Raw genomic sequence first — 22,112 nt, forward strand, 5'->3', positions numbered from 1 at the left:
CGGCGATCGCCAAGAGCTCACGCTCGCGACGGTTGCAATCCCCGGCAGGCCGTGTCAGCTTTCTAGGGTTCAGAGGCTGACCTCATGCAGCATGGGATATTCCGCTTTTCGGAAGCCGCTGCCTGGCTCGATCGTTTCCGCCGCAGCGACGCGGCGGACAATAGGCTGCGCCTTCCAGTAGCGTCGCTTACCCGTCGCCAGGTCCTGATCGGATCGGCCGCCGGCTCGGCGGGGTTGTTGCTGCGGCGCAGTTCACCGACCGACGTGCAGGTTTCGCAAACCGCCGAAGGCGTCGTCGTCCGCCTGGGGGACCTCTCATGGAGCGTGCTGCGCAGCGCGTTCGGCCAAGATGCGGACATCCGCTACCGGGCGCGATCTGGCGAGCACTGGATCCGGGTGCAACGATCCGGAAGTGCCCAAATCGGAGTGCCGACGGACTTCACCGCCCGGCTTCGGATGACCGCTTCAGGATGGGGCTTGACGCTCCGGCTCGAATGTCTCGAAGCCTCCTTCGAGGTCCCGTTCGAAGAATGGCTGCAGGGCTCGCACCCTGCCGTCGCGCGGACGACGGGCGCGACCGGCCCCCGGCCCCGCAATGGCTTCGTCCGGCCGGATTTCCGCCAATGCGATGCGACCTTGACGCTCCATCCCGATTGGCGCTTGCAATGGAAGGGCGAAGAGCCCGTCGTTTCCGTAGTTATGAACGGATTCGCGGTCTCGGCCCGGGAAGCGCAGCTCAGTCTCGGTCGACGCCATGCGCAAGATGTGCTGGATATCCTTGACGACGCCCTAGGAGATGGAGGCGCGACGTTCGAGCTTCTGAACCCGAAGATCGAGCACGCATCCGCCCAGCCCGGGACGGTAGGCTCCGAACAATTCGCGCTCGATTTCGACAGCATTAAGAAGGCGCAGATTGGAATCATCGAGACCACTCGTCACAAGGTGGTGCGTGTGTTCGGGGTCGTCGGGGAAGCCGAAGTGTCGCTCTCGGGAGGCGCGTCGACGCCTACCCTGGTCGGGCTGCGTTTCGCGCCGGTCGCTCTGGTGCATTCGCAAAGCGACGGGGCGTCCCAGTGTCTGCTGACGGCCAGGGTGGCCCGCGCGGCACATTCGATCGAAGCAGGTAATCTCATCTTGTCGATCGCCGCTGCTGACGATGAGGGAATCATCGCGGTCTTCCGCGACGGCGTTGCGCCGCCGTTTGCCGTCGCGGCCGAATTGCACGAGGCCCACGTGCCCGTTCGTGGAGCCGACGTCGGCGCGTTCAACTTCGTACCTGTGCCGCTGAGCATCGCCGTGGGCGGCAATGCCGCTCCGGAGCCCGACTACGACGAAGATCCATGGGTCGCCGCAAGACGGGGCCCGGAGTTCGCGCCATTGCCGGTGCAGGCAATTCGGCCGGAGAGCCCCTCGGCGAAAGCTGCCGTACCCGAGGCGGAAAAGCGCGAACTCGCTGCCGCGCAAAGCGGCGGTCTGTTGATCACGAAGAGCGGCCAACAACCGGTCTTCATCGCGCCGCTCGAGAAAAGCCGACTGCAGATCTTGCGCAGCCGGGATCTTCTCAGCCTCAGCTTCGGGTTCCGAAATTTCTCGCTCGACGTTCGCCAAGGCCATGCGCGACTCGTACCCAGGCGCCTCGAGCCAAAGGATGGAGGCGGGGATTCAGACCGCGACGCCATCTCGCACAAGCTCATCGTCGAGTTTCCCCCTCAGCACGTCGCCGAACACGCCAAAAAGACCCAGTTGGGATTGGGAAAGAATCCTGTGGATATCGAGCAGCGCGAGCGGCTGAAGAAACCGGGAGCAAAGAAGAGCGCCGCGCCGAACGGCGATGAGAAGTTCGAGCCTGTAGTCAGGGCGCGTCTCAGCGGGCCGACCCGACTCGTATTCGCGATCAAGGATGCCAAGGACGCCGTTCCGAAGGAACTGTCCGTCAAGACGCTGACGGAATGGTCGCAGCTTGCGCAGGTGGTTTCGGAGCGCGCCCTCCCGGTCGATACGCCGCTCGTCGAGCAGATGAAGCTGGTCGGAATAGACCAAACGACCAACCGCGGCGAAGCGCTCGCGAAGATCATTCAGTCGATACGCCCGCCTCTCGGCGAGGAGACCGCCATCGAGTTTCCGTATCGCCTGATTCTGTCGCCCGATCGGAACGCCAGATGGATAACGCCTCCGCACGAGTTGGGGGCGACGGACCAGCCCATACCTTTGTGGAACGCTCGCATCGATCCATCCCGCGGCGGCAGCAGCGTGCGGGCGATCTGGGCCCGCGACATCCTGCTCGATTTTCTGCGCGGCAACCCACCGGCCGATCGGCAACCGAACAACCGACCCGAGTCCCGCGAGCCGGCGACAGGCCCCGGCAATCCGCCGAAACCGCTGACCCTGCCGCTCAGTCGCAGCGACAGGCGGGAATTGGTTACCCTGAGTTCGGTCTATGGCCTGCCCGCGCTCAGGCGAGTCGTTCTCGACAAGGACCAGGCGCTGAAGCCTGGCAACCCGGGAATCAATCCGCACGACACCGACGCAGCCGGGACCGTGGTGCCGTTTCCCGACCGCATCGGTCTTTGGGACCGGCGCGACCCCTTGAACCCGCGCTCCGTCCCCGACGAGGGCGTGTATGTGCCGAAGCCGCTGGCATCGGCCGATCTGCTGCTCACCGCGATGGGGGGCACCTTCGTCGGCGAGGGCCAGTGGGAGCCCCCTTCCCCGATCGTCTACGACGAGAAGGACTCGCAGCTAAAGTGCGATGCCGATCTGAAGTGTGATCCGGATCTGAAGGACAATTGGCGACCTAGCCTGCGCCTGGAGCGCTGGCGTCATCGTGCGGTGCTCGGGCGCGATATCTTCGTCGACGTCGCCTACAAGGGGTTTCTTTTTCCGATCGGCCACCGGGCAAGTCTGCTGAAGATCAGCGAGCGTCGCTTTTTTCCGCATCCCGTCAATAATCGGCCGACCGCATATCTGATCCAGCGGCTCTTCATCGTCATAGGGAAGCGCGAGAAGCGCTTTCCCGCTGTCGGCCAGGCCTATGACGGCCGGCTCTGGCCGGCGCATGCCATCACGATGGTGACGACGCGAACGCCGGACCTGGTGGATCCCGAAGATCCGGATCTTGAACAGGCCAGGAAGAACGGCCGCATCGCGCTCGCGATTGAGAAGGATCATACGACGGAGCTTGCGGAGGGCCTGATCTTCTGGCCCAAGACCGGCAGCGGCGATGACCAGGAATTCGAATTTCAGTTCCGCAAGGACGAAGATGCGGAGCCGATTCGCGCCCGCCTGGTGTTCGTCGATAACGTCGCGGCACATGTGCCGGACACCGTCGAAGCACTGGTCAAATATTATCGAGCCCTTCCGCAGTCGCCGTGGCGGCGCGCGCGGCACGGCAGCGTGCGCCGCCGGTACGCGCCTTCCCAGAAGGACGGCGAAACGGACTTCGACACGCAGAGCTGGGAATTGAGCGCGACAGGTCGCTTCATCACTCGGCTGTTCGAGAAAGGCCGCGAACCGAAGCGTGACGAACCCGACGAGCCGCGCTTCGTCGAATCGTTCCGTATGGACGGCATCATGGAGGGCGCTGATCAGCCGCCCTACTACCCCGTGATGCGCAGCGCGAACGTCACGGTACAGACCATAGACCGACTGGTCGGCAGGCCAGCCGGCGCGATGACCGTGGCGTTCAATGAACTTTATGTGCGCCACGGATTCGCGCCGGATCAGAATCCGTCCGAGTTGTTCCTGGACGTGCTGAGCCCCGCGATTCAACTCGATCTTTCCGGCAGCGGCGACGCCGTCGGCGGATTCGCGAAGCCGAGCACGCGGTTGGTGGCGCTCTCGCGGAAGTTCGGACCGGTGGGGGGGCGCGGTCCCGCACCGCAGCCTCCGGGCCGTGCGCTCGTTCGTTCGGCGGCCAACGCTGGATCGGCGCCCGTCGGCGGGCTCGAAGGACTGCCTCCGGCCGGCGACTACAAGTCGTTCGCCGAAGGTGTATTCGACCCAAAAGAGTTTTTTGGAGGAGCGGACAAGCTGCCGAAGTTGCTCGGCATCTTCTCGCTCGCCGCAGTGTTGAAGACCGTTGCTTTCGCCGATGGCGACGGCACGAAGGAACGGAAGGTTCCCAAACTGCAGGAGAAGTCGCTGTTTGGTGGCGGCGGCCTGATCGGCGAGCAACTGCAGAAGGCCAAGGAGGTGATCGGCGACGTCGTCGAGACGCTGATCGGCGGAGACGGCGGCGCCGGTGGCGGCTTGATCGGCCAGGCACTCGCCGAGATCGACCGGGCCGCGCGTACGCGCTTCGGCAAAGACTTCGCCTGGCAGACCCTATACCCCCGGCTGGGCGCTGCTTTCGACGTGCTTTTGACGAAGGCGGGAGAAGCGCGCGATGCGCTCCGCGGTTCGGACATCAATGTGCTGTTCGCGGCCGCTTCCGCTCTCGTGGCGGCGGGCAAAACGCTAGTCGCGGAAACCGAGTCGGTCCGCGACAATCCGATGCCGCCGCTCGTCGGCGAGTTCATCGCGGACGCCATCAAGCAGTGGGAGACGTTGCGCCAGCTCGCGAAGCTGAAGATCGACAACGCGGAGAAGGAACTCCGCGGCATCGTCGACGATCTGAGGAACGCGATCTCGACCGAGCTCAACGGGTTCTGCGCATCGCTCCTGCAAGCCGATCCGAAGCTTTCCGAACTACTATTTGGTGATCCGTCCGCGACGCCGAGTTGTCCCGACTTTCTGGCCGTCGATCCCGCGGAGGTCTACCGCCGCTTCGCCGACGCCTTGCTGTACGAGATCGCCGGCGAGCCGCTGATGCGCGCGCAATCAGCGGCCCTGAACTTGGCGCGGGATATTGCCGAGATCATGCGGGACACGTCCCGGGAGGCCGCGTCGAAACTGCTCGCGGTCAACGCCAAGATCTTTGATGCGGCCTTGGCTCTGGCGCGCGTCGCCGAAACGTCGGGTGCCGCGAAATCGATTCTGAACTGGTGCGACGAGGCGGTCGCCTTCGGCCTTTCCGTCTCGGACAAGGCACTATCGGTCGGCGGCCGTCTCGGCGAGCAGATCGAGCGTGTGGGCAAGCAACTCGACGGACTAAAACTGCCGGCGCAGACGCCGCAACCGGTTCGCGCGCGGTTCAACGAAGCGCGCGCCGCGCTCGCCCAAGCGCATGAGCGTGTAGCTTCCGTGGTGACCAACCTGCAGACCTTCCGCGACCGATTGAAGTCGTTGAAGGGCTCGTGTGGGGAAAAGGTCTCCGCGGTCCTTGCGCTGTCGGGCAGGATCCTGGCGCTCCGGCGGGATGCCGTGGCGGCCATTCAGGACATCGTCCTGCAGGTACGGCTCGTTGCCAACGCCATCGACGAGGCCTCGGGCGAGGCCGGGCGGAATTCGCTTCTGCGCAAGGCCGTCGCGGCGAACGTTCTCGCGGGCGATCTCGACGAGGCCAGAGCGGCCGTCCGCGAGATCGTCAGTGCGGTGTCGGAACTGCTGCTCGGGATCACCTCCATCGGAGGGATCTCGGCCGGGGGCGACCCTTTCAAGCAGGCGGATCTTCTCGTCAGTGAACTGAGCAAGAATCCCACTCTGAAGCGGCACGCCGAGGAGATCGGCCAAGCGAAGATTGCCCTCATGGGAGCGGCCCGCGCGCTCTCCGATCGGCTGGCGAAGGTGCGCGATGTCGATATCGGCGAGTGGGTCGCCGGGCGGAAGCCGTTTCCGCCCGACCTCGCGGCGCTCGGCGGCGAGATCCTGACCTACGCGACCCAGCACGACCGGGGATTGGCGGCGCTGGTGCTACAGGCCGCTCCGACCTTCGAAAAGGCCCGAACGGCCCTCGAGAGCGTCGCGGCGTCGATGCTCAAGCTCGTGGCGAAGCCCGTCATCGCCGTGCACGACGTCGCTCTCGCAGCGCTGGCGGAGATCAAGAAGATCTTCGATTCCTCCCAAGGAAGCCGCGAGCACAGACGCACGGCCGAATTCCTGGTCCTGATCATAAGCCGGGAGGTCGTCGATGCGCTCGTCAATACACTACCCATCGAGGACGAGCGCGCCGAGTTGATCGCGATCCAGACTGAAGCGCAGGACGTTAACACGCGCGCGCAGGCGTTTCAGAAGGCGGACGAACTCAGGAAGCGGTGGGGGAGCCAGGAGCCGGCGCTCGTGCGCAGCGTCAGAGAGATCGCGCGCGTGTTGGAGAGCCTGGCGCACGGCCAGCTCTCGGGAATAATCGACCTCGCGCGCGTGCGCGAACTGCTCGAGGCCGAGTTGAAGAAGGCGTTGCTGGCCTTCGTGCCGACGCGGTTCGAAGTGAGCTACGATTGGCAGACCGACGTTCAGGAGGTCCCTCCGGTCTTCAAGATGAAAGACCGACCTTCCGACGACGACCTAGTCCTCACGGGCCGGATCAGCATCGATGTCCTCAATCCGGGCGCACGCAGTTCCGTGGTCGAGGGTAGACTCAAGCCGTTCGTCGTCAACATCCTCAGCAAGCCTCAAGACAACTATCTGACGCTTACCTTCAGGAAAGCGACGTTCTCGTCGATCAACGGTGGCCGCCCCGACTTCAGCGCCACGCTGGACGACGTGCAGATTGGCACCAAGCTGCAGTTCGTGAAGCTTCTCCAGAACTTTCTCTCGTACAGCAGCGGCGGATTTTACGTCCGTCCGACTATCTTTCCGCTCGGGATCGAGGCAGGCTTCGAATTCTCGGAGGACATCGTCCCCCTCGGCGGACTGATCCTCTACAATGTCGGCTTTTCTGTCTCCTGCAAGCTGCCGTTCGAAGACCGCGACGCCCGTTTTCGCTTCGCGCTGGCCTCGGCCGATGCGCCGCTGATCATCTCCTATCCGCCGTATGGAGGCGGCGGGTTCGTCGCGTTGACCGCCAACGGCCGCGAGTTCGTTGAGGTCGAGTGCGCGTTCGAATTTGGTGCGATCGTCGGTATCAACTTCGGAATTCTGAACGCCGTCGGACGTGTGATGGCGGGCATCTACTTCCGTCAGGCGCAGGGAGGCGGCGCGTACATCAAGGGATTCGTCCACGCCGTCGGCGAGGGCAGCATCGCCTGCTTCAGCATCTGCGTGAACATCGAAGTCGCCATCGAGCACGAGCCTACCGGTCAGGTACGAGGGACCTCTTCCTATCGCTTCACGTTCAAGGTCGCATTCGCGGAAGTCTCGTACGGCTTCACCGCGAGCTACGCCATTTCCGGCGGTGAAGGCGGTTCTAATCAGCCGTCCGCCCACCTTCTCGCCATCGCCGACAAGACAAAACGGCTGCTCGCTGCCGGCTGCAAACCGGACGAGTTGCACTACAAACTCATCGAGCGGGTGCCGCCCAAGACGCGCCGCTGGAAGGACTATCGCGGCAATTTCGATCTCGAGTTGTTGCGGGGGTAGCGCATGGCGGACGAAGTGCAAATCATCGCGCGGGTCGTTCCCGACGGCGTGCGGAGCGAGGACGGCAAGCGGCTGCTTCGCGTCAGTCTGGCGCTGGTGCCCGATCTCCGCGGAATCGCTGGCGGCGCCCCGATTGATATCGAGAATTGGCCCGCGAAATTGTTTGAACTGCGGACCAAGCTGAAGTTGTTCGCCGCAAAGCAGCCGAGCCAGAGACCGACGGAACTGATCTGGCTCACCAGGGACGGCAAACAGGGCGCTCAGGACGGTCCGCAGGCGCAGGAATTTAACAAGCAGAGAGCCGACGCCGCAAACGTCCTTTGGCGGCGCATCTTCCTAGCGCATTGCGGAGCCGAGAAGCAATTCACCGCCTTAAAGGAAGCGCTTAAGGAGCCGAAGTCCGACACCGAATTGATGAAGGTGGACAAGGGCGCGGCCAAGGCGGTCGTGGGAGACCCGTTCGCTTATCCGGTCGCGCCGCTTGCGCGGGGCGTAGAAGCGCTCTATGGCGCCCAACTCGTCGCCAGCCTGGTCGCCGTCGCAGGTGCGCATCCCATCGATGGCAAGCGCGAGCCTTGGGATGCGGCTCGTCCGATCATATCGCCTCGCTTCTTCGATGCACTCAACAACAACTTCGGAATATTCGCGCCTGACACGCACACGAACCGCCTCGTGACGGGCGCAAAGCTCGACTATCGCTGGAACGTGGCGTCGAGCGACAACAGGGCAAAGGTCAAGGCGATTGGACAAGCGCTGGAGGCCGCCGGCCGACCGAAGCTGGGAGACAAGGGATTGCCGGAAGCGCCGGAGGCGAAGAAAAACTACGTATCGCCGGACTTCATAAGGTCCCTCGACCTTCATCTGTCCGCGGAGTTGTCCTTCAACCTGCGTACGGCGCAACATGCTCTCGACGTTTCGACGTCGATCGGTCTTGCGGTCGGCGGCGGAGCCAAAATAAATGTGTCGGCCGCGCCGCACAAGCCGGCATTTCCGTACGCCGGACTAGACGTCCATTTCGGCCGGATGGCGATCGATCCCACACAGTGGATGCGGGGATACTTCGGCCCGAGACCCCAAGATGCGACGCTCAGCCCTCTAGAACGGCAGGAGGCACGTTCCGCAGAGGACGAGCTACGCCGTGCCGTCGCCGCCTATCACGCGTCGTGGCGGCCGGACGTTGAGGGAGGCGTCGTCGGCCCGCAAACGACCGAGCAGACTCGGATCGAAGCTGCGCGCCGGAAGTTCCTCGCAATTCTAATGCGCCCGTCCCTGGCGAAGTTCCTGGGCCTCATCATCGACATCGAGATCATGGACGACGACGCCCTGCGGACGCTGGGCGACCGCTTCTGTATGTTTGCCGACTTTGGGGACGGCCAGCCAGACGCACGGCGGGTGTGGACGGCGACCATGCTCGTGCGGAAGAGCGGCATCCCGCATTTCTTCGGTCCTTGCCCGCAGCCGGACTTCGCGAATTTTGTCGGCGTCAAGACCGTCGACGGCGAGGGATTGCGGCTTTCGTACCAACAGGGTGTACTCGACCTCGCGGCGACGGGCAGCGACGGTGACCCTCGCTTCGCGTTGATCGACTTCGACGTCGACGCGGCCGTCCAGGCGCTGGAGAACACCGGGCATTCGCGGACCACGGCCCGGCAGAAGGGAGCGCTCGACGAGGACATAAGGGGCGTGCTGCCGAACCTGCGCACGCGGGGTATCGCGCTGATCGATCGCGACCGCACCAAACAGATCGTGGAAGAGATCGCGAACGCCTCGGTGACGAGGCAGGCGACGGCCAAGGTCCTCTACGCCGAGGATCTCGTTGTCGGGTACCGGATCGACGTCGGGCTATGTGCCGGCGACGACCCCGGCGTTCCTCCGAAGGAACGCTGGCGCAGCATCACGGACCGGCTGGTGCAGTACGATCTGAATGACGTACCGAAGAAGTACGATGCCTGGCTGGGCGCTGACGCGGATAGGGAGAATGGCTTCGTGAAGCCGCTGACCCGCGTAGTGAAGGATGCCGACCGCACCGAACGGTTCTGCGCTCAGGAGACGCTCGCGGTCTGGACCGGCGGCAGCCTCGCGGTCGGCACCGGTGACCGTCCACCGTCGATTGCCGAGCGGCGCAAAGATGAGCACGGTAAGATGGAGAGCGAGGAGGAGTTGGCGCGGCGAGTGTGGCAAAATCCCGCCGAGCGGCTTTTCCCGGTGACGGAAGTCGACGGCTATGACGAATTGGGGATGAATCTCGGGTTCGCGTTGCCGAAGACGGCGCCGGGCGCTGGCCTGCCGCCGCTTCGCTTCTGTCGCAGATACTGGATGGGAGCGCGCCTCGTATACGTCAACGGAGGCGGCATCTCGCTAGATAGCGCGGCGGGAAATCAATATAGCCGCAAAGGCGGTGACGGAAAGCCCGGCACGACGGCGGTCGGCGGGCGACAGAGCGGCAGTGGTCTCCTTTTCAAGCGTGGCGAGCGTGCCGGCGCACCGGTACTGCTGCTGGCGACCGACGATCCGCTTGTCACGACGAAGCCGAGCGAATTGCGCGGGGAGCGCGTCGAAACCGCGGTGCTGCGAGGGGCCAGCGCCCAACGTCAGCGCCAAGTCGTGCCTCCGCGAACCACCTTCGACGTCGCCGAAGCGCACGGCGAATTCGATGGGACGCAGTTTCAAAGGCCTCCGGGCGCATTCAACCGTTATGCGCGCGACCCGGCTTCCGGCGAATTCCCCAACGTGCGCAAGAGCACGCCAAGCAACAGCAATCCGGGACAAGTCCTGCGGACGGGAAGTTCGAGCGACGCGATGCCATACTATCCCGACCCGTTGGCACGCGAATGCCGACTGCGCGTCCTGCAGCATGAAACTGGCACTGGCTTCGACAAGGTAGAAACGCTGCATTTCTACGCCAGCGAGGACGACGGGATAATAAACGCCCGACCGGTCACCCTGGAATTCCACGCGTTCACGCCGAAGCAGGGCGACCCGCTTCACAACGTCGTCAGCCCGACCGGAAGGCACCCCTCCACGATTCGCATCTATCTCGGTGAGGCGGCGGACCTCGATTTGCTCCTGTGGTCCGCGACCAGCAACTCAACGTGTCTCGAAGCCCACGGGCCCATTGCCTACGGCTGGGATGTGCTGACAAGAGTGGCGCCCCTGCTCAAGGCGCGGATGGATCCCGCCGCGCCGGCTGGTCATGAGTCCGAAACGGCCGTCGCTGTAGCGGCCGTCATCGATTTGCTTTCGGATCCCAAGAAGAAGAATGACTCAGTCGACAAACAGGCGGCTTCCTTGATGGCCGGCTTGTTGAGCGCGCTGCAGGGACCCGCCCCTACGGTCAATGACCAGCGCCGCCTGCGCGTGGTGCGTCCGGTCCGCAAACCCCTGCAAGCTCCCCGGATCGCGAAAGTGGATGTGGTCTGCCGGCGGCCGGACGGTCAAACGGTTACGCGGAAGAGGGTCAATGCTCTCGTCCCCGTGCGGGTTCTCCCGCCGAGACTTCCAGACGGCACTGGCGAACAGCCAAGCGGCGGCTGGGTGGACTACGTGGCGGACCAGGAGGAGATCCACGATACGGTCACGGATCCTAATCAACAATTGTGCTTCGAGAGCCAGGCCGGCGCCAGCCAGACTTTTTTCGTCGGGACGGCGCGCGTGCATCGCGCCTCGACCGGAAAGGTCCGGTTCGAAGCGGTCTGGACCGAGTTTCCGGATGCGGTGGTTCTGAAGGACGACGGTTTCCATCATCAACCCTCCCGCGGGGGTCCTGCCGTCTTCGCCGTCGAGAAGTTCTCCCGCGACGACGGACGCGGCCTTTCGGATCTCGACCTGCTGCGCGACGAGGCGGGCGCCTTGCGTGGGCTCAAGATCGATTTTCCCGACACGAAGGCGCGCCGGCTGACCTTCCGGCTGTACGGCGTCTCCCGTTTCACCGAATTCTACCCGCCGCCGACGGCGTCGCCGAAGAGAGGCGATCCGCGAGCCGAAGACTTCGAGCTAACGGATTCCAAATACGACCTCGAACTGTGGGTGCCTTCCACGGCACGGCCGGCTCCGCCGGTAGTCGATCGCATTCTTCCCGTGTTCCGCTGGGACACCGACCGCTCCAAGGACAGGATTGTGGTCACCCGCGAGGTCGACCTTCGCATCTATCTCAAGAGGCCTTGGCATAGCTCGGGAGAAGGCGAGAGCCTGGGCGTAATTTGCTGGCCACCGAATCTGTTCGGCGACGGCACCGCCGACGACGTCGCCCGCTGCACGCTGCTCGATCGCGATGCGCCGAATGTCATAAATCCGAAGGAGGAATTCTTGACTCGGTGGGGGGCGGATCCCGTTCACCTGTCCGGTGATCTGAGCGATCTCATTCCGGCCGATCAGTTCAAGTCGGCCGACCGCCAGGATGGAGATCTTCTGCTCTCCCTGCCTCATCGTGACAATGACCTGCCTGGCGGCACGCCCAAGCTCGACATCGATAAAGGTTGTCCCAACGATCCGCCCGATCCTCGGCGCGCTCGCAGGGGTCGGGCCAGCGGCGACGAGGGCGTCAGGGTCGCGATCGCCTCTTACGTGCCCACGCTAGATCGCCAGCGCGGTGATGCCTGGTACTGCGACGTGCCCATCAGGCCCGGCGAATCTTATTTTCCCTTTGTCCGGCTCGGCCTCGCGCGCTATCAGCCGCATTCCCTTAAGGACTTCGAATTGTCGTATCCGGTCGCCGAGTGGGCGCAGATACCGCCCCGGCGCGAGGCGGTGATCGAATTCATCGACAAGCGCACAATCCTGGTCGTCGTGAAGGGCATCGGCTATCATCAAAGTCAAGGCGACGAGATACCCGAGCAGCGGGACTTCATCGACCGTCCGAGACTTCGCATCCGCGTCTGCCGCGCAGTGTCGGATAGCGGCATCCCGCATCAAGGAGACGAAATCAACTACGTACCGGTCATCGTCGCTGGCAAGCCGCTCGACTTCCGCCGGCTGGTTCCAGACCTCAACGGAAACACGGTGACGTGGATGCAGAAGATCATGTTGCCCCGGACGAATGCGGAGATGCGCTATGCCGTCATCCTCGAGGAATTCGAGGTGATGGTCGCCGACGGAACGGACGAGGAGCACCCCGGCCGCGAGGTCTTGACCGCGGAGCGGGGACCGATGTTTGCGTGCACTATTCCGTTCCTGGCCCCGCACGTTCCAGGTACTGTGCCGAAGGGCGGCGCGAGCGGTGCCGAGGACAAGGAGTTGGCTTCCTCGACCTAGACTGTATGTCCCCTCCATAAAATGAGGCGACTCACCCTCGATGTTGCGACGAGGGTTGCCTGGATGGACCGGGCAGAGCCTCAAACAAGGAGGGCGAGTCGTGGGTCATCATACCGAGGTCTTTGTCGGAATCGATACGTCAAAATCGCGCAATGCAATAGCCATTGCCGATGGCGGCCGTGGCGGCGAGGTACGATATCTCGGGGAGTTTTCTGCCACGGAGGCAGCGATCCGAAAAGTGCCTGGTGGTGGCCCCCTCGCTCGTTCCGAAGAAGGCCGGCGATCGAGTGAAGACGAACCGGCGCGATGCGGGTAAGCCTCGCCAAGCTGTTGCGCGCGGGCGAGCTCACCGCGGTGTGGGTACCGGACGAGCGCCATGAGGCCATGCGCGATCTCTCGCGGGCCCGTCAGGCAGTGAAGAAGGACCTCCAGGGCAAGCGTCAACAGATCTCGTCATTGATGCTGCGGCTGGGACGCATCTATCCGGGCAAGACAACGTGGGGGCCAGCCCACATGACATGGCTGATGTCGCAGAAGCTCGAGCATCGCGAGCAGCGCATCGCATTCGAAGAGCTACTTGAGGGGATACGCCAGGAAAGTGAGCGGATGGAGCGTTTGGAAGATGCCATCCGCGAGGTAGTACCCGAGTGGTCGCTTGCCGAGGTTGTCGCGGCCCTGCAGGCGATGCGGGGGATTGATCTCATTGCGGCTGTGGGGGTGCTGGCCGAGATCGGTGATCTCTCCCGCTTTCAAAATCCGCGCGAGCTGATGGGCTATCTGGGTTTGGTGCCCACGGAAAACTCGACTGGCGACAAAGTCAGGCGAGGCGGCATCACCAAAGCCGGTAATGGGCGGGCGCGACGTATTCTTGTGGAGGCGGCCTGGAGCTATCGATATCCGCCGCGCGTGAGCCGAGACAAGCAGCCAAAGGTGGAGGCGGCACCGAGACGCGCGCGCGAGATGGCGTGGAAAGCGCAAACCAGATTGTGCGGATGCTTCCGCTCACTTGAGCGGAAGGGCAAGCGGCGAACCGTAATCGTCACGGCGATTGCCCGAGAGCTATCCGCCTTCATTTGGGCAATCAATCGCGAGCTCATGCCACCTCGACAGGCGTAGCGTCGTTGCGGGCTGTGGACCGCTCGAGTCGTGAGGTGCGCTCGACCGGCCCACAGCCCCCTTTATTGCAATCAGGATCAGGGGTAGTCGCAGACATCAATCGTGCAGAGGTGAAGGTGGGACCACGGCAGGGGAAATCCTGAAACCCATTATGTGGCCGATCATCCGATCGACGCCCGACGCTAGACCAGGGACAGCCCCAGACGAAAAAACGGAAATGCGGTATCCAACCCGCGCATCAGAGCCTGTTCACCGACGTCTTTGGGTTCCGCCTTCTCCTCTGCACGATCTATCGGTGCAAGAACTTCACGATAAGCCTCGTGGAGATGGGAATCCGTGCGTTGTGTGCTTGACTGGGGACATCAGAGTGGGATGTCCTTTCCATCGCTTCCAGACGCCGGGAAACATGCGGAAGCGGCGCCTCACGGCCCCCTGCGAACAGCCGAGGTGCTCCAGTAGTAGCAATATCGCTCGACATTCTTGGGCAGGCCGCTCTGGTAGTTCACCCATTTTTCGTAGTCAGGTAGCTTGATGTCCTTCGCGGCAAATTCCCAGCACTCGTCGACCCTTTTCTGAACTTCAGTCGACACGGCCTTCAGATATTTCTGGAGGTCTTCGACGTCGCTCTTCTTACCGCGATCCTTGTTGCCGTAGCGCCGGCCCGGCACCAGCGTGTCCCAATCGGGCAAGCCGTCTAGGCTGTCGTGCAGGGTGTCGAGAGACTTTTCCCATCCCGGCAGCCAGCCGGGCGACATATCGGGAACGGTCTGGAAGGGGACGAAGTCGACGGCGAACAGCACCTTTTCCTGCGGTACCGACACGACCAGCATGTCATTAGAATAATTTCGACCCACGGAACGCACGACGACCTTCACGCCGCCCAATTCGATCTCCCTGGGGGTGTCCTCCGCTACCATTTCGTCCGGCGGAACGATCCCGTCCGGCTGCCTATCAATCTTCTTCTTTGCGTTCGCATGCGCTATGAAGATCGCGCCTTCGACGTCCTTGAACTCTCCGCCTCCACTGGCGCGGTCCGGGCTGCTGTGACTGTAGACTACGTACTTGATCGGCACCGCGGTGATTTTCCTGATTTCACTGATGTACCGGCTCGCGATGCCCGCATCCCCATAGCTGATTGGATCCGTCGCTATGACACCTCCGCTAGTGATGACGAACATGGCCTGTCGGTCCTTGTACCGGAAGGTGTACGCACCACCCTTGACCTGCTTTACCTCGTAATCCGCGGCATTGTTGGATTGGGACCACACTGGCTTCGTAAAGCTGAATGTCGACACGGCCATGGTCAACGCAACCAGCATTCTGATGCATTCGGACATCTTCGCCTCCGATTGCGCCACCGCCGAGGCGGCGGCTCTCGTTAGGGCACTTCGCTCGTAGTGTACGTTGCATCGGACCGAACGGGCAACTGACTATAGTTGACTTACTTCCTCGATGCTTCAGGTCCAGTTGCGGCTCCGCACCATTTCCGACTTGCAAGGAAGACAGTGACACCCCCAAAAGCCGAACCGGCTTCGGAAAAGGCATGCTGTCCTGCAGCAGGCCGATGGCCACTTCGGCGAGGCCGTCGCGGTCGGCCACAGCCGAAGAGGCGGATCGGCCGCGCGTGATGATCTCGAAGTCGGCAAACTTCACTTTGAGCGTCACCGTTCGCCACGCGTGTCGGCCGATTCGCAATGTCGCCAGACCTTGTCGATCAGCGGTTCAAGCTGGGCGATCATGGCCTCGGCTTCGGTAAGGTCGGTCGAGAACGTATTCTCCGCGCCGACGGATTTCCGGGTGCGGTTGGCTCGAACAGGCCGTTCGTCGACGCCGCGCGAAATCCAGTAGGCGCCCGACTTGCCGAAGTTCGCGTTCGTGAACTGCAGCGTCTGGTTGCGCATGTCGAGACCGGTGAATATGCCCAGGGCGTTCATCTTAGCGCTCGTTGCGGGGACCTATCCCGTGGAATTTGCCTACAGGAAGCGACTCCACAAGGGCGGCCCCATCTCAGGCAAGATGACGAACTGACGATTGGGCTTACGGTGATCGGAAGCGAGCTTCGCCAGAAATTTGTTATAGGAGATGCCGGCCGAGGCGTTGAGGCCCGTCTCCGCCTTGATCTTCTCGCGGATGCGCAATGCGATGTCCCTGGCGAGTGGGATGTCTTGAAGATTTTCGGTGACGTCCAGTAGGCCTCCTCGAGCGACAGAGGCTCGATGATCGTTGTGTGCTCGGCGAAGATCTCGCGGATTTGCCGGCTGATCGCCTTGTAGACCTCGAAGCGTGGCCTGACGAAGATCAGGTCGGGGCATACGCTTCGCGGTCACCGAGGGCATGCAGAGCGAACCCCAATTTGCGGCTTCGTAGCTCGCGGCCGCCACGACACCGCGCTCTGCCGAGCCGCCCACAGCGACCGGCTTTCCGCGCAGGTCCGGATTATCCCCACCGACGCATAGAACGCATCCATGTCGATATGGATGATCTTGCGGTGGGGCGCCTTCAAGTCGCCTTGCTCTGAATCGGACCGGACCATCCCTAGATCATAGACGTTCGCCGTCCAGCCGTCGCAGCCTAGACCAAGTCATTGGGTGGACACTCGGGGCAGGTATCGCCGACGGAATCCAAAAGCTCTGTGATCGCATCTGTGGCTTCGTCGGGAGAAACGTCTGCCGGCGGATCCCGACGAGCGATATCATTAGGCCCGATAGCGGGCGTGCGGGTCGGCGCGATCCTGCATCCAACCGTGCTCTTCGCATTCGCGGATAGCGCCGGATTCCTGCAGCACGGAGGTTGCCCAGCCGTGCAGCGTTCGGATCGCCGGTCTTCTCTGTCTCGTCATCAGCATCGAGATCGCTCCCGCCGGGACGAATCCTTGCGCCGCCCGCGTCGTTCCCGGCGGTTAGCACAGGGCAGGGATTCGAAATGCTGGAGCCGCCGCTTGTCCACCTGTTCCGCCGTGCTGTGCACAGCCGCGAACTCCAATGTGACAGCAGCTTGCTACCAAATTGCCTCCGCTCACGAGGCCAGTGCCGGGTCTTCCTTCTCGCCTGTGGCGACGATCCGCAGTGCGCCGTCCGGTAGGGGCCGCTGCAGCGACTTCGCCTCGTCCCAAGGGGCGCGGAGCCAGACCTCGTACTCCTCCGCCGTCGCTAGGATCACCGGCATCGCCTTGGGGTGGACGGGCTTGACCTCCGCGTTCGGCTCGCAGGTGAGGAATCCGAAGACGTCGGTGGTGATCTCGCCTTCCTTCGCCTTGCGCACACTGGTCCAATTGGTCCACAGCCCGGCAAATGCGATCAGAGGTCGCGTCTCGTCCAGAGCGAACCAGACCGGCACTTTCTTTCCGTCGATCGTGTCGTACTCGGAAAACGACGTGAACGGCACCAGGCAGCGATGCTCCGGTCCGAGCCATCGCTTCCAGTGAGCGCTGCTGACCTTCCTGATGTTTGTCGTGCCGCCGTCCGGCTCGATCCGCAGCAATTCCTTGAAATCGACGGTCTTACCCTTGGCCTGCAATTTCTCCGCGCGCTTCTTCGTCGCGTCCATCAGGGCCCGCTGCGAGCTCGGCATACCCCAGCGCGCCATGACGATCTCGCGGCCACCGGCTGCATCCCGCACGATCGGCGCGGGGTAAGCCTCAGGATAGGCAGGCAATCCAGCATGAGCTGCTGGTGCTGTTCATCAGGAACATCCGGAAGCGGCCGGCGACAGAATTCGGAAACGTTTATTCTGAACTTACGAAAGAGATGGATCAGCTTGTCTCGAAGGTTGCGGGCGGGGGGCAGTCACAGAAGGCTACGTCCGATGATAACTCGGATGGTCAAGACCTTGTCGAAGGTACCTGTGTGATCGACAGCAATACTCTGCGCGGGAAGGTGGTTTTGCCACCATTCGAGCGCACACCCCGGATCACGCTTTGGAGCGAGATCTCGCAGGCAGCCGAACCGGAGGTAGAGATGAAGGGGCCGGATCAGTTCACACTGAGGGCGGCGCACGCCGACCTCGCCGGCAAGTGGCACTGGAGAGCACGCGGGAAACTTCAACGCTACAGGGAGCCAGACTACGAGCCTCAACCGCAGCGGCAGCACCCTTTGATGATGGCTGCGGGAGTTGCAGTTCTACTGTTGGCAGTCGTGCCGGCCGGTGTGTTGTACATCCGTTCAGCGCTCGCTCCGGCACCGGTTGCAGTGGTGGAGGCCGTGCCTTCGGTGTCCAAGGTCCGGTTGTTTGACGAAAACCAGGGGATGATTATCCCCGGTTCGGATGTGAATGGATCGCGTCCCCAGCATACTCTCAAATAACTGGTCGAGAGGAGTGGCAACTATTTTGAGGTGAAGAGCGCGGAATCTTTCTTTCTTCCAATAGGTTTCGTGCTGAACAACATCAAATCGCGACCAGATGGCAGTATCGACGTGAAGTTTACTGTTGAAGGACTTTCGAACGATAACGGTCCCGCCGCTTGGACGGAACAGGTGCCAATGCACTCGAAGGACAGATGGACAAAGTTCGATGTTGCAAAGACGGTCGGGCCAGAGGCGGTGCTCAAGGAGTTCGGAATGAAGGAGGGGGACGGCATTCCGATTGTCGCGATCGTTGAATGTCTGGACTGGGATGGCCTCCGTCGCTGGTCGGGCGATATCCAGATCAGGATAGAGGACTATAACGGCGACAGGATCAGCCACGAACTGGCGCAACCGTTCAAGGTCAAGCTCGGGAAACCCCGGTTCGCCCAGCTTCCGGGGACTAGCTGCAAATAACCATGACGGATCATGTACTTGCTCGGCCTTGTTTTCGGCTGGAATGTTCCTAGGTTTATTATCGGTGTATTGGAGAATTGCCAATGGCCTCTGTGACCAGCTGCCTGCACTAGGACGCCGTGTGCTCAACCCTTACACCGGAGGACCGCATGGCTAATGCGACAAGCTGCCTGCACTAAGCCAAACTGCCAGAGATGCGGGGGGCGCCGTGAAAACCGCGCCCCTTCTCTTTTTCATCTGCAAAGCCGACGGGAGCACGGGTCAGGTTTGCGTGCAGCTGCGCGTACGTGTACTGGCTGTGCAAGCTGTCCTCCCTCAGGATCGACGAATATCGTATCCAAATTCGCCGAGCCCGTTAGTCCCGCCATGATGTGGGCATACTGGTACCCGCGGGAAGTAGTCTGGCTGTTCGCTTCGCGAGACGGTTTGAGCATTACCGTCCAACTCCAGCCACGTATAGCTTTCTTCTGCGGAAAACCACGGCGTAAAGAGTTTTGCGAATGCGCCGACGGCAAGCGAGGCTAGCATACCGTTCGTCCAGACCACCTGCGGGTTGATGCCCACGTCGCCATAGCGATTCTCCTCCTGGGCCAACTTGTCGGGGGTCAGGAAGCCAAGGCAGCGCATGCAGGGATTGCCCGGTACGGTCATGATCATCTGCCCTGCCACCGCAAAGCTGGCATCATGCAGTCTGGTCACATCCATTCCGATGTCGATGTATGGCAGACAAAAGCGTCGTGAGGCGGTCTCCAAATAGTCGCGTTGCTGATAACCGTCGACGCATCCGAACAGGACGTGCGCATCACGGATCAGGTCGTCCGCCTCCTGCCACTTCGCCTTCCTAGAGATAACTTTCGCCCAGGGTCGGATGCCAAGAATCGTACGGGTAGCGATCTCCACTTTGGAACGCTTATGATCGACATCATCCTGGGTGCCGCCAACCAGACGGTTTAGGTTACTTGCTTCGATCTTATCAGGGTCAATTAACCGGAAGTGTCCCACACCAAGGTGGGCGAGCTGCTGCGCGATGTGAGAGCCACCTCCGCCGAGCCCGATGATGGCCACGCGCAAATTCGCGAACAGCTCTTCGGAATTTACACCGAGGAAGCTCTGACGGCTAAAATCGCGGTCGTTTGTCATGCGAAGAAATCAGTGCTGCCATCGGACGCGGCGCGCTTCACAGTTGAGCGCGTGCCAACAATGTTGAATTCATCGATATTCTTCACCTGGGTGGGGGCAGTCCATATGCGTCCGGCGATAGCCTTATCGTTGAGAACGACCGCGCCATGCGGCATCTGCGGGCAAACTTTAAAGAAGTCGGGTACGAAGTTGGCTTGCTCGCGCAGATCGGTAGAGCTGAACCACAAGCGCGCCGAGGGGAAGTGCATATGCGCATGGAAAACGCCGATACGTTGTAAGAGCGCCAGCTCCAGCGCCTTTCGGAGCGCTTCCTGGGCGATCATCGCGCCAACAGTATTGTCGCGCACATACTCGTCGTCGGCCACCGGATAATACTTTTCCGCAAGCAGAACAAGGCCATCCGCACCTGACGCGGCGCGCACGGTAATGAAGCCGACCCGCTCAAGGGCGAATGCATGGGGCCGGGATAGATCGCGCCGTACCTCCTGAATGAACGCGCTCGTGGCCCGAAATGTAGTGAAAGCAGTATTTCCAATCAGCCTTTGGTCTGGAGGCGACGATGGGGATGAACGACCGAATAGCTCTGATAGCAGCCGCCACATGCTAGGCCGCCTTTCCCTTGTTCAGCCCTGAGAGGTGCGAGGCAAGGATATCCATATATGGCTGGTCGGCCGGCACATCTTTGTAGGAAAAGGTTGGCCAGTTGCGACCGAGCAAGTACGCCTGCTCGTTCCAGTTCACGCCTTCGCCGCCCACATTCTCCGCCAGATAAAGCTTCGTGGGGTAGGTGGGGTTTTCGTGGTTGAGGCAGAGGATTGCATCCATGACGTGACTGCTTGAACCGACCCTGAAGCGAAGCTTCTCCATAAAGATCAGCTTTCGCCATCCCTCGGTCTGGAAAGACACCTTCCCATCGCACAGTTGCGCGATGGGCCGGAGATTTTCGTCGAGACCGTCATCTATCGACCCGGTGCTCATGATGAACCGCCCTTACGCGCATGGCTCATGAAGCGCAGGCCTTCCTTAACGTCGATGTGAGCCTGGTCGTCGAGATCGACGAGCCCTGTCGGAGTGATCTCCGCCAGCACCTTGGCGGGGTCGACGCCAACTTTCTCCTTGAGGTCGCTGACGAGCCAATCGCCCGCGCGGACCGACTTGTTGTGCCCATCAACGTCGATATGGACGTTGGGGCTGCCGTGACCCGGGTTTCCTCCGCCGCCGGGATTGCGGCCGGAATTATCATTTTCGTTGCTGCTCATGATTGATTCTCCATCCAGTTGATCCGTCCCGCGTTGTCCGTCGCGTAATCAGCAGATATGCTGATTGACGTATTTTAGAGCCGACGAACAGGAGAGTCAACGGGTAGCTAAGACATTGATCAGGTGAACAGATTGCCGATCGCCTGTTCCCGACCGAGGTAGCCGAGGATCTTCAGGCGTACCGTTGCCGCCTCCCGAGAGACGGCGAACCCACTCACGACAGCCGAAATCAGCGCTTCACCATTAGCACTGCCAGGCTCGCAAGGGCCGTATATGTTGCGTGCGTGCTGAATCTCGGCAACAAGTTTCTGGAGGTAGGTTTTCGGCATCAGCGCTGCCCCGGAAACGTATCCTGCCTGCCATTCCATCCAGTCAGTCTTGCTCGCGGAAATCATTGTGTCCCGCTTGCAATAAATGGCGTTGGGCTTCCGATTGCCGTCCACGGCTAGCTGGCGCTGCTCCAGCGCAAACAGGTAGGAGTGCAGGATCACGTGCCCGTATTCGTGGGTTAGGGTGGTGCGCAGCCGGTTCTCGAACCTATGGACGTCATTGGAGATCGAGACCCTTGGCTTTCCGGCGCGGGCAAACTCGGTGACGCCTTCGACGCCGGTGCCATACATGGTCAGGTCAGCATATTGGTCCAGATCCGTAACGTCCCGCTCGATCAAGGTCGTGATATCGTCAGTCGAAATAGGAAACTCCACCTTGCCGTGCTTGCTCCGCAGGTGGTCCCCCACGAGCTTCTCGAACATTGAATCAAGTTCGGCAGGCTCGTAGTGAGGCCTCTCCCGAAAACCATGCATCGTGTCGCGGACGTACCTCAAGCGCTATCTTTCAAGCGTCTCCGAAACGCAACGAACGCCTGGTTGACTTGGTCAGGAGTGGATTTTCTTATTAGCTTTCTGTCCTGCTCCGGTAGCATTCCGATCACTCCATATAAAGCCAGCGGGTCTATCTTTAGGACCTTTGCAAACTCGCTCACCAAATGGTCTGAGGACGGGCTTCTGCGATCGTGCTCGATGTCGTTCAGGTATTGCGGCGTTATTGCCTCGCCGTCCTCCTTCACGATCTTAGTGGCGAGTTCCTTTTGGCTCATGCCCTTCTCCTTGCGCGCGGAAGAAATTGCACGTCCAAAGGACGACATATCCAGACCCATACCGTAGAACCTCTCCTATTTTCTAGAAGCTTATCAGCT

General features: G+C 61.7%; 12 protein-coding genes and 3 pseudogenes. 5 read left to right on the top strand and 10 right to left on the bottom strand.

Annotation, left to right across the window (positions count from 1 at the left end; translation table 11 throughout):
• Positions 1-84 precede the first annotated feature (84 nt).
• The 3 genes and pseudogenes from IVB50_RS30710 to IVB50_RS30720 all read left to right on the top strand — a co-directional run bounded on the left by IVB50_RS30710 (position 85) and on the right by IVB50_RS30720 (position 13,761).
• Positions 85-7,395 carry a hypothetical protein gene (locus tag IVB50_RS30710; protein ID WP_247299079.1) on the top strand — a complete coding sequence of 2,437 codons (7,311 nt, stop codon included), beginning with the start codon at positions 85-87 and terminating at the stop codon, positions 7,393-7,395.
• A gap of 705 nt (positions 7,396-8,100) precedes the next feature.
• Positions 8,101-12,645, top strand: a complete 4,545-nt coding sequence (locus IVB50_RS30715) for a hypothetical protein (protein WP_247299081.1) — start codon at positions 8,101-8,103, stop codon at positions 12,643-12,645.
• Positions 12,646-12,745: 100 nt separating this feature from the next.
• Positions 12,746-13,761, top strand: a pseudogene (locus IVB50_RS30720) (IS110 family transposase).
• A gap of 422 nt (positions 13,762-14,183) precedes the next feature.
• Here IVB50_RS30720 and IVB50_RS30725 read toward each other — a convergent pair.
• From IVB50_RS30725 to IVB50_RS30740, 4 genes and pseudogenes are all read right to left on the bottom strand, one after another.
• Entirely contained in the window at positions 14,184-15,098 is a 915-nt protein-coding gene (locus tag IVB50_RS30725; protein ID WP_247299083.1) for an MBL fold metallo-hydrolase, read from the bottom strand.
• A gap of 121 nt (positions 15,099-15,219) precedes the next feature.
• Positions 15,220-16,294 (bottom strand): annotated as a pseudogene (gene dinB / locus IVB50_RS30730) (DNA polymerase IV); the annotation flags it as partial.
• A 38-nt stretch (positions 16,295-16,332) separates the two neighbouring features.
• Positions 16,333-16,606, bottom strand: a pseudogene (locus IVB50_RS30735) (hypothetical protein).
• 170 nt (positions 16,607-16,776) lie between these two features.
• Positions 16,777-17,415, bottom strand: coding sequence for an SOS response-associated peptidase family protein (locus IVB50_RS30740; protein WP_247299085.1), 639 nt, complete (start codon positions 17,413-17,415; stop codon positions 16,777-16,779).
• Between the two features lie 17 nt (positions 17,416-17,432).
• On the opposite strand from IVB50_RS30740, the gene IVB50_RS30745 reads away from it, so the two are divergent.
• The gene (locus IVB50_RS30745; protein WP_247299087.1) at positions 17,433-18,062 is read left to right on the top strand and encodes a hypothetical protein; all 630 of its coding nucleotides are present in this window, start codon (positions 17,433-17,435) and stop codon (positions 18,060-18,062) included.
• A 69-nt stretch (positions 18,063-18,131) separates the two neighbouring features.
• Positions 18,132-18,518: a hypothetical protein gene (locus IVB50_RS30750; protein WP_247299089.1), complete on the top strand. Its 387-nt coding sequence runs from the start codon at positions 18,132-18,134 to the stop codon at positions 18,516-18,518.
• 315 nt (positions 18,519-18,833) lie between these two features.
• Here IVB50_RS30750 and IVB50_RS30755 read toward each other — a convergent pair whose 3' ends face one another.
• The 6 genes from IVB50_RS30755 to IVB50_RS30780 form a co-directional block, all read right to left on the bottom strand.
• Positions 18,834-19,658, bottom strand: a complete 825-nt coding sequence (locus tag IVB50_RS30755; RefSeq protein ID WP_247299091.1) for a ThiF family adenylyltransferase — start codon at positions 19,656-19,658, stop codon at positions 18,834-18,836.
• Positions 19,655-20,260, bottom strand: a complete 606-nt coding sequence (locus IVB50_RS30760; protein ID WP_247299093.1) for a hypothetical protein — start codon at positions 20,258-20,260, stop codon at positions 19,655-19,657. The genes IVB50_RS30755 and IVB50_RS30760 overlap by 4 nt, the downstream gene beginning before the upstream one ends.
• Before the next feature lies 1 nt (position 20,261).
• The gene (locus tag IVB50_RS30765) at positions 20,262-20,636 is read right to left on the bottom strand and encodes a hypothetical protein (RefSeq protein ID WP_247299095.1); all 375 of its coding nucleotides are present in this window, start codon (positions 20,634-20,636) and stop codon (positions 20,262-20,264) included.
• Positions 20,633-20,917: a hypothetical protein gene (locus tag IVB50_RS30770; protein WP_247299097.1), complete on the bottom strand. Its 285-nt coding sequence runs from the start codon at positions 20,915-20,917 to the stop codon at positions 20,633-20,635. The genes IVB50_RS30765 and IVB50_RS30770 overlap by 4 nt, the downstream gene beginning before the upstream one ends.
• 119 nt (positions 20,918-21,036) lie before the next feature.
• Positions 21,037-21,669 carry an ImmA/IrrE family metallo-endopeptidase gene (locus tag IVB50_RS30775; protein ID WP_247299099.1) on the bottom strand — a complete coding sequence of 211 codons (633 nt, stop codon included), beginning with the start codon at positions 21,667-21,669 and terminating at the stop codon, positions 21,037-21,039.
• A 68-nt stretch (positions 21,670-21,737) separates the two neighbouring features.
• Complete coding sequence (locus IVB50_RS30780) at positions 21,738-22,073, bottom strand: helix-turn-helix transcriptional regulator (RefSeq protein ID WP_247299101.1); 336 nt, start codon at positions 22,071-22,073, stop codon at positions 21,738-21,740.
• Positions 22,074-22,112: the final 39 nt, after the last annotated feature.

It is taken from the genome of Bradyrhizobium sp. 87, assembly GCF_023073015.1.
Taxonomy (GTDB): Bacteria; Pseudomonadota; Alphaproteobacteria; order Rhizobiales; family Xanthobacteraceae; genus Bradyrhizobium; species Bradyrhizobium canariense_D.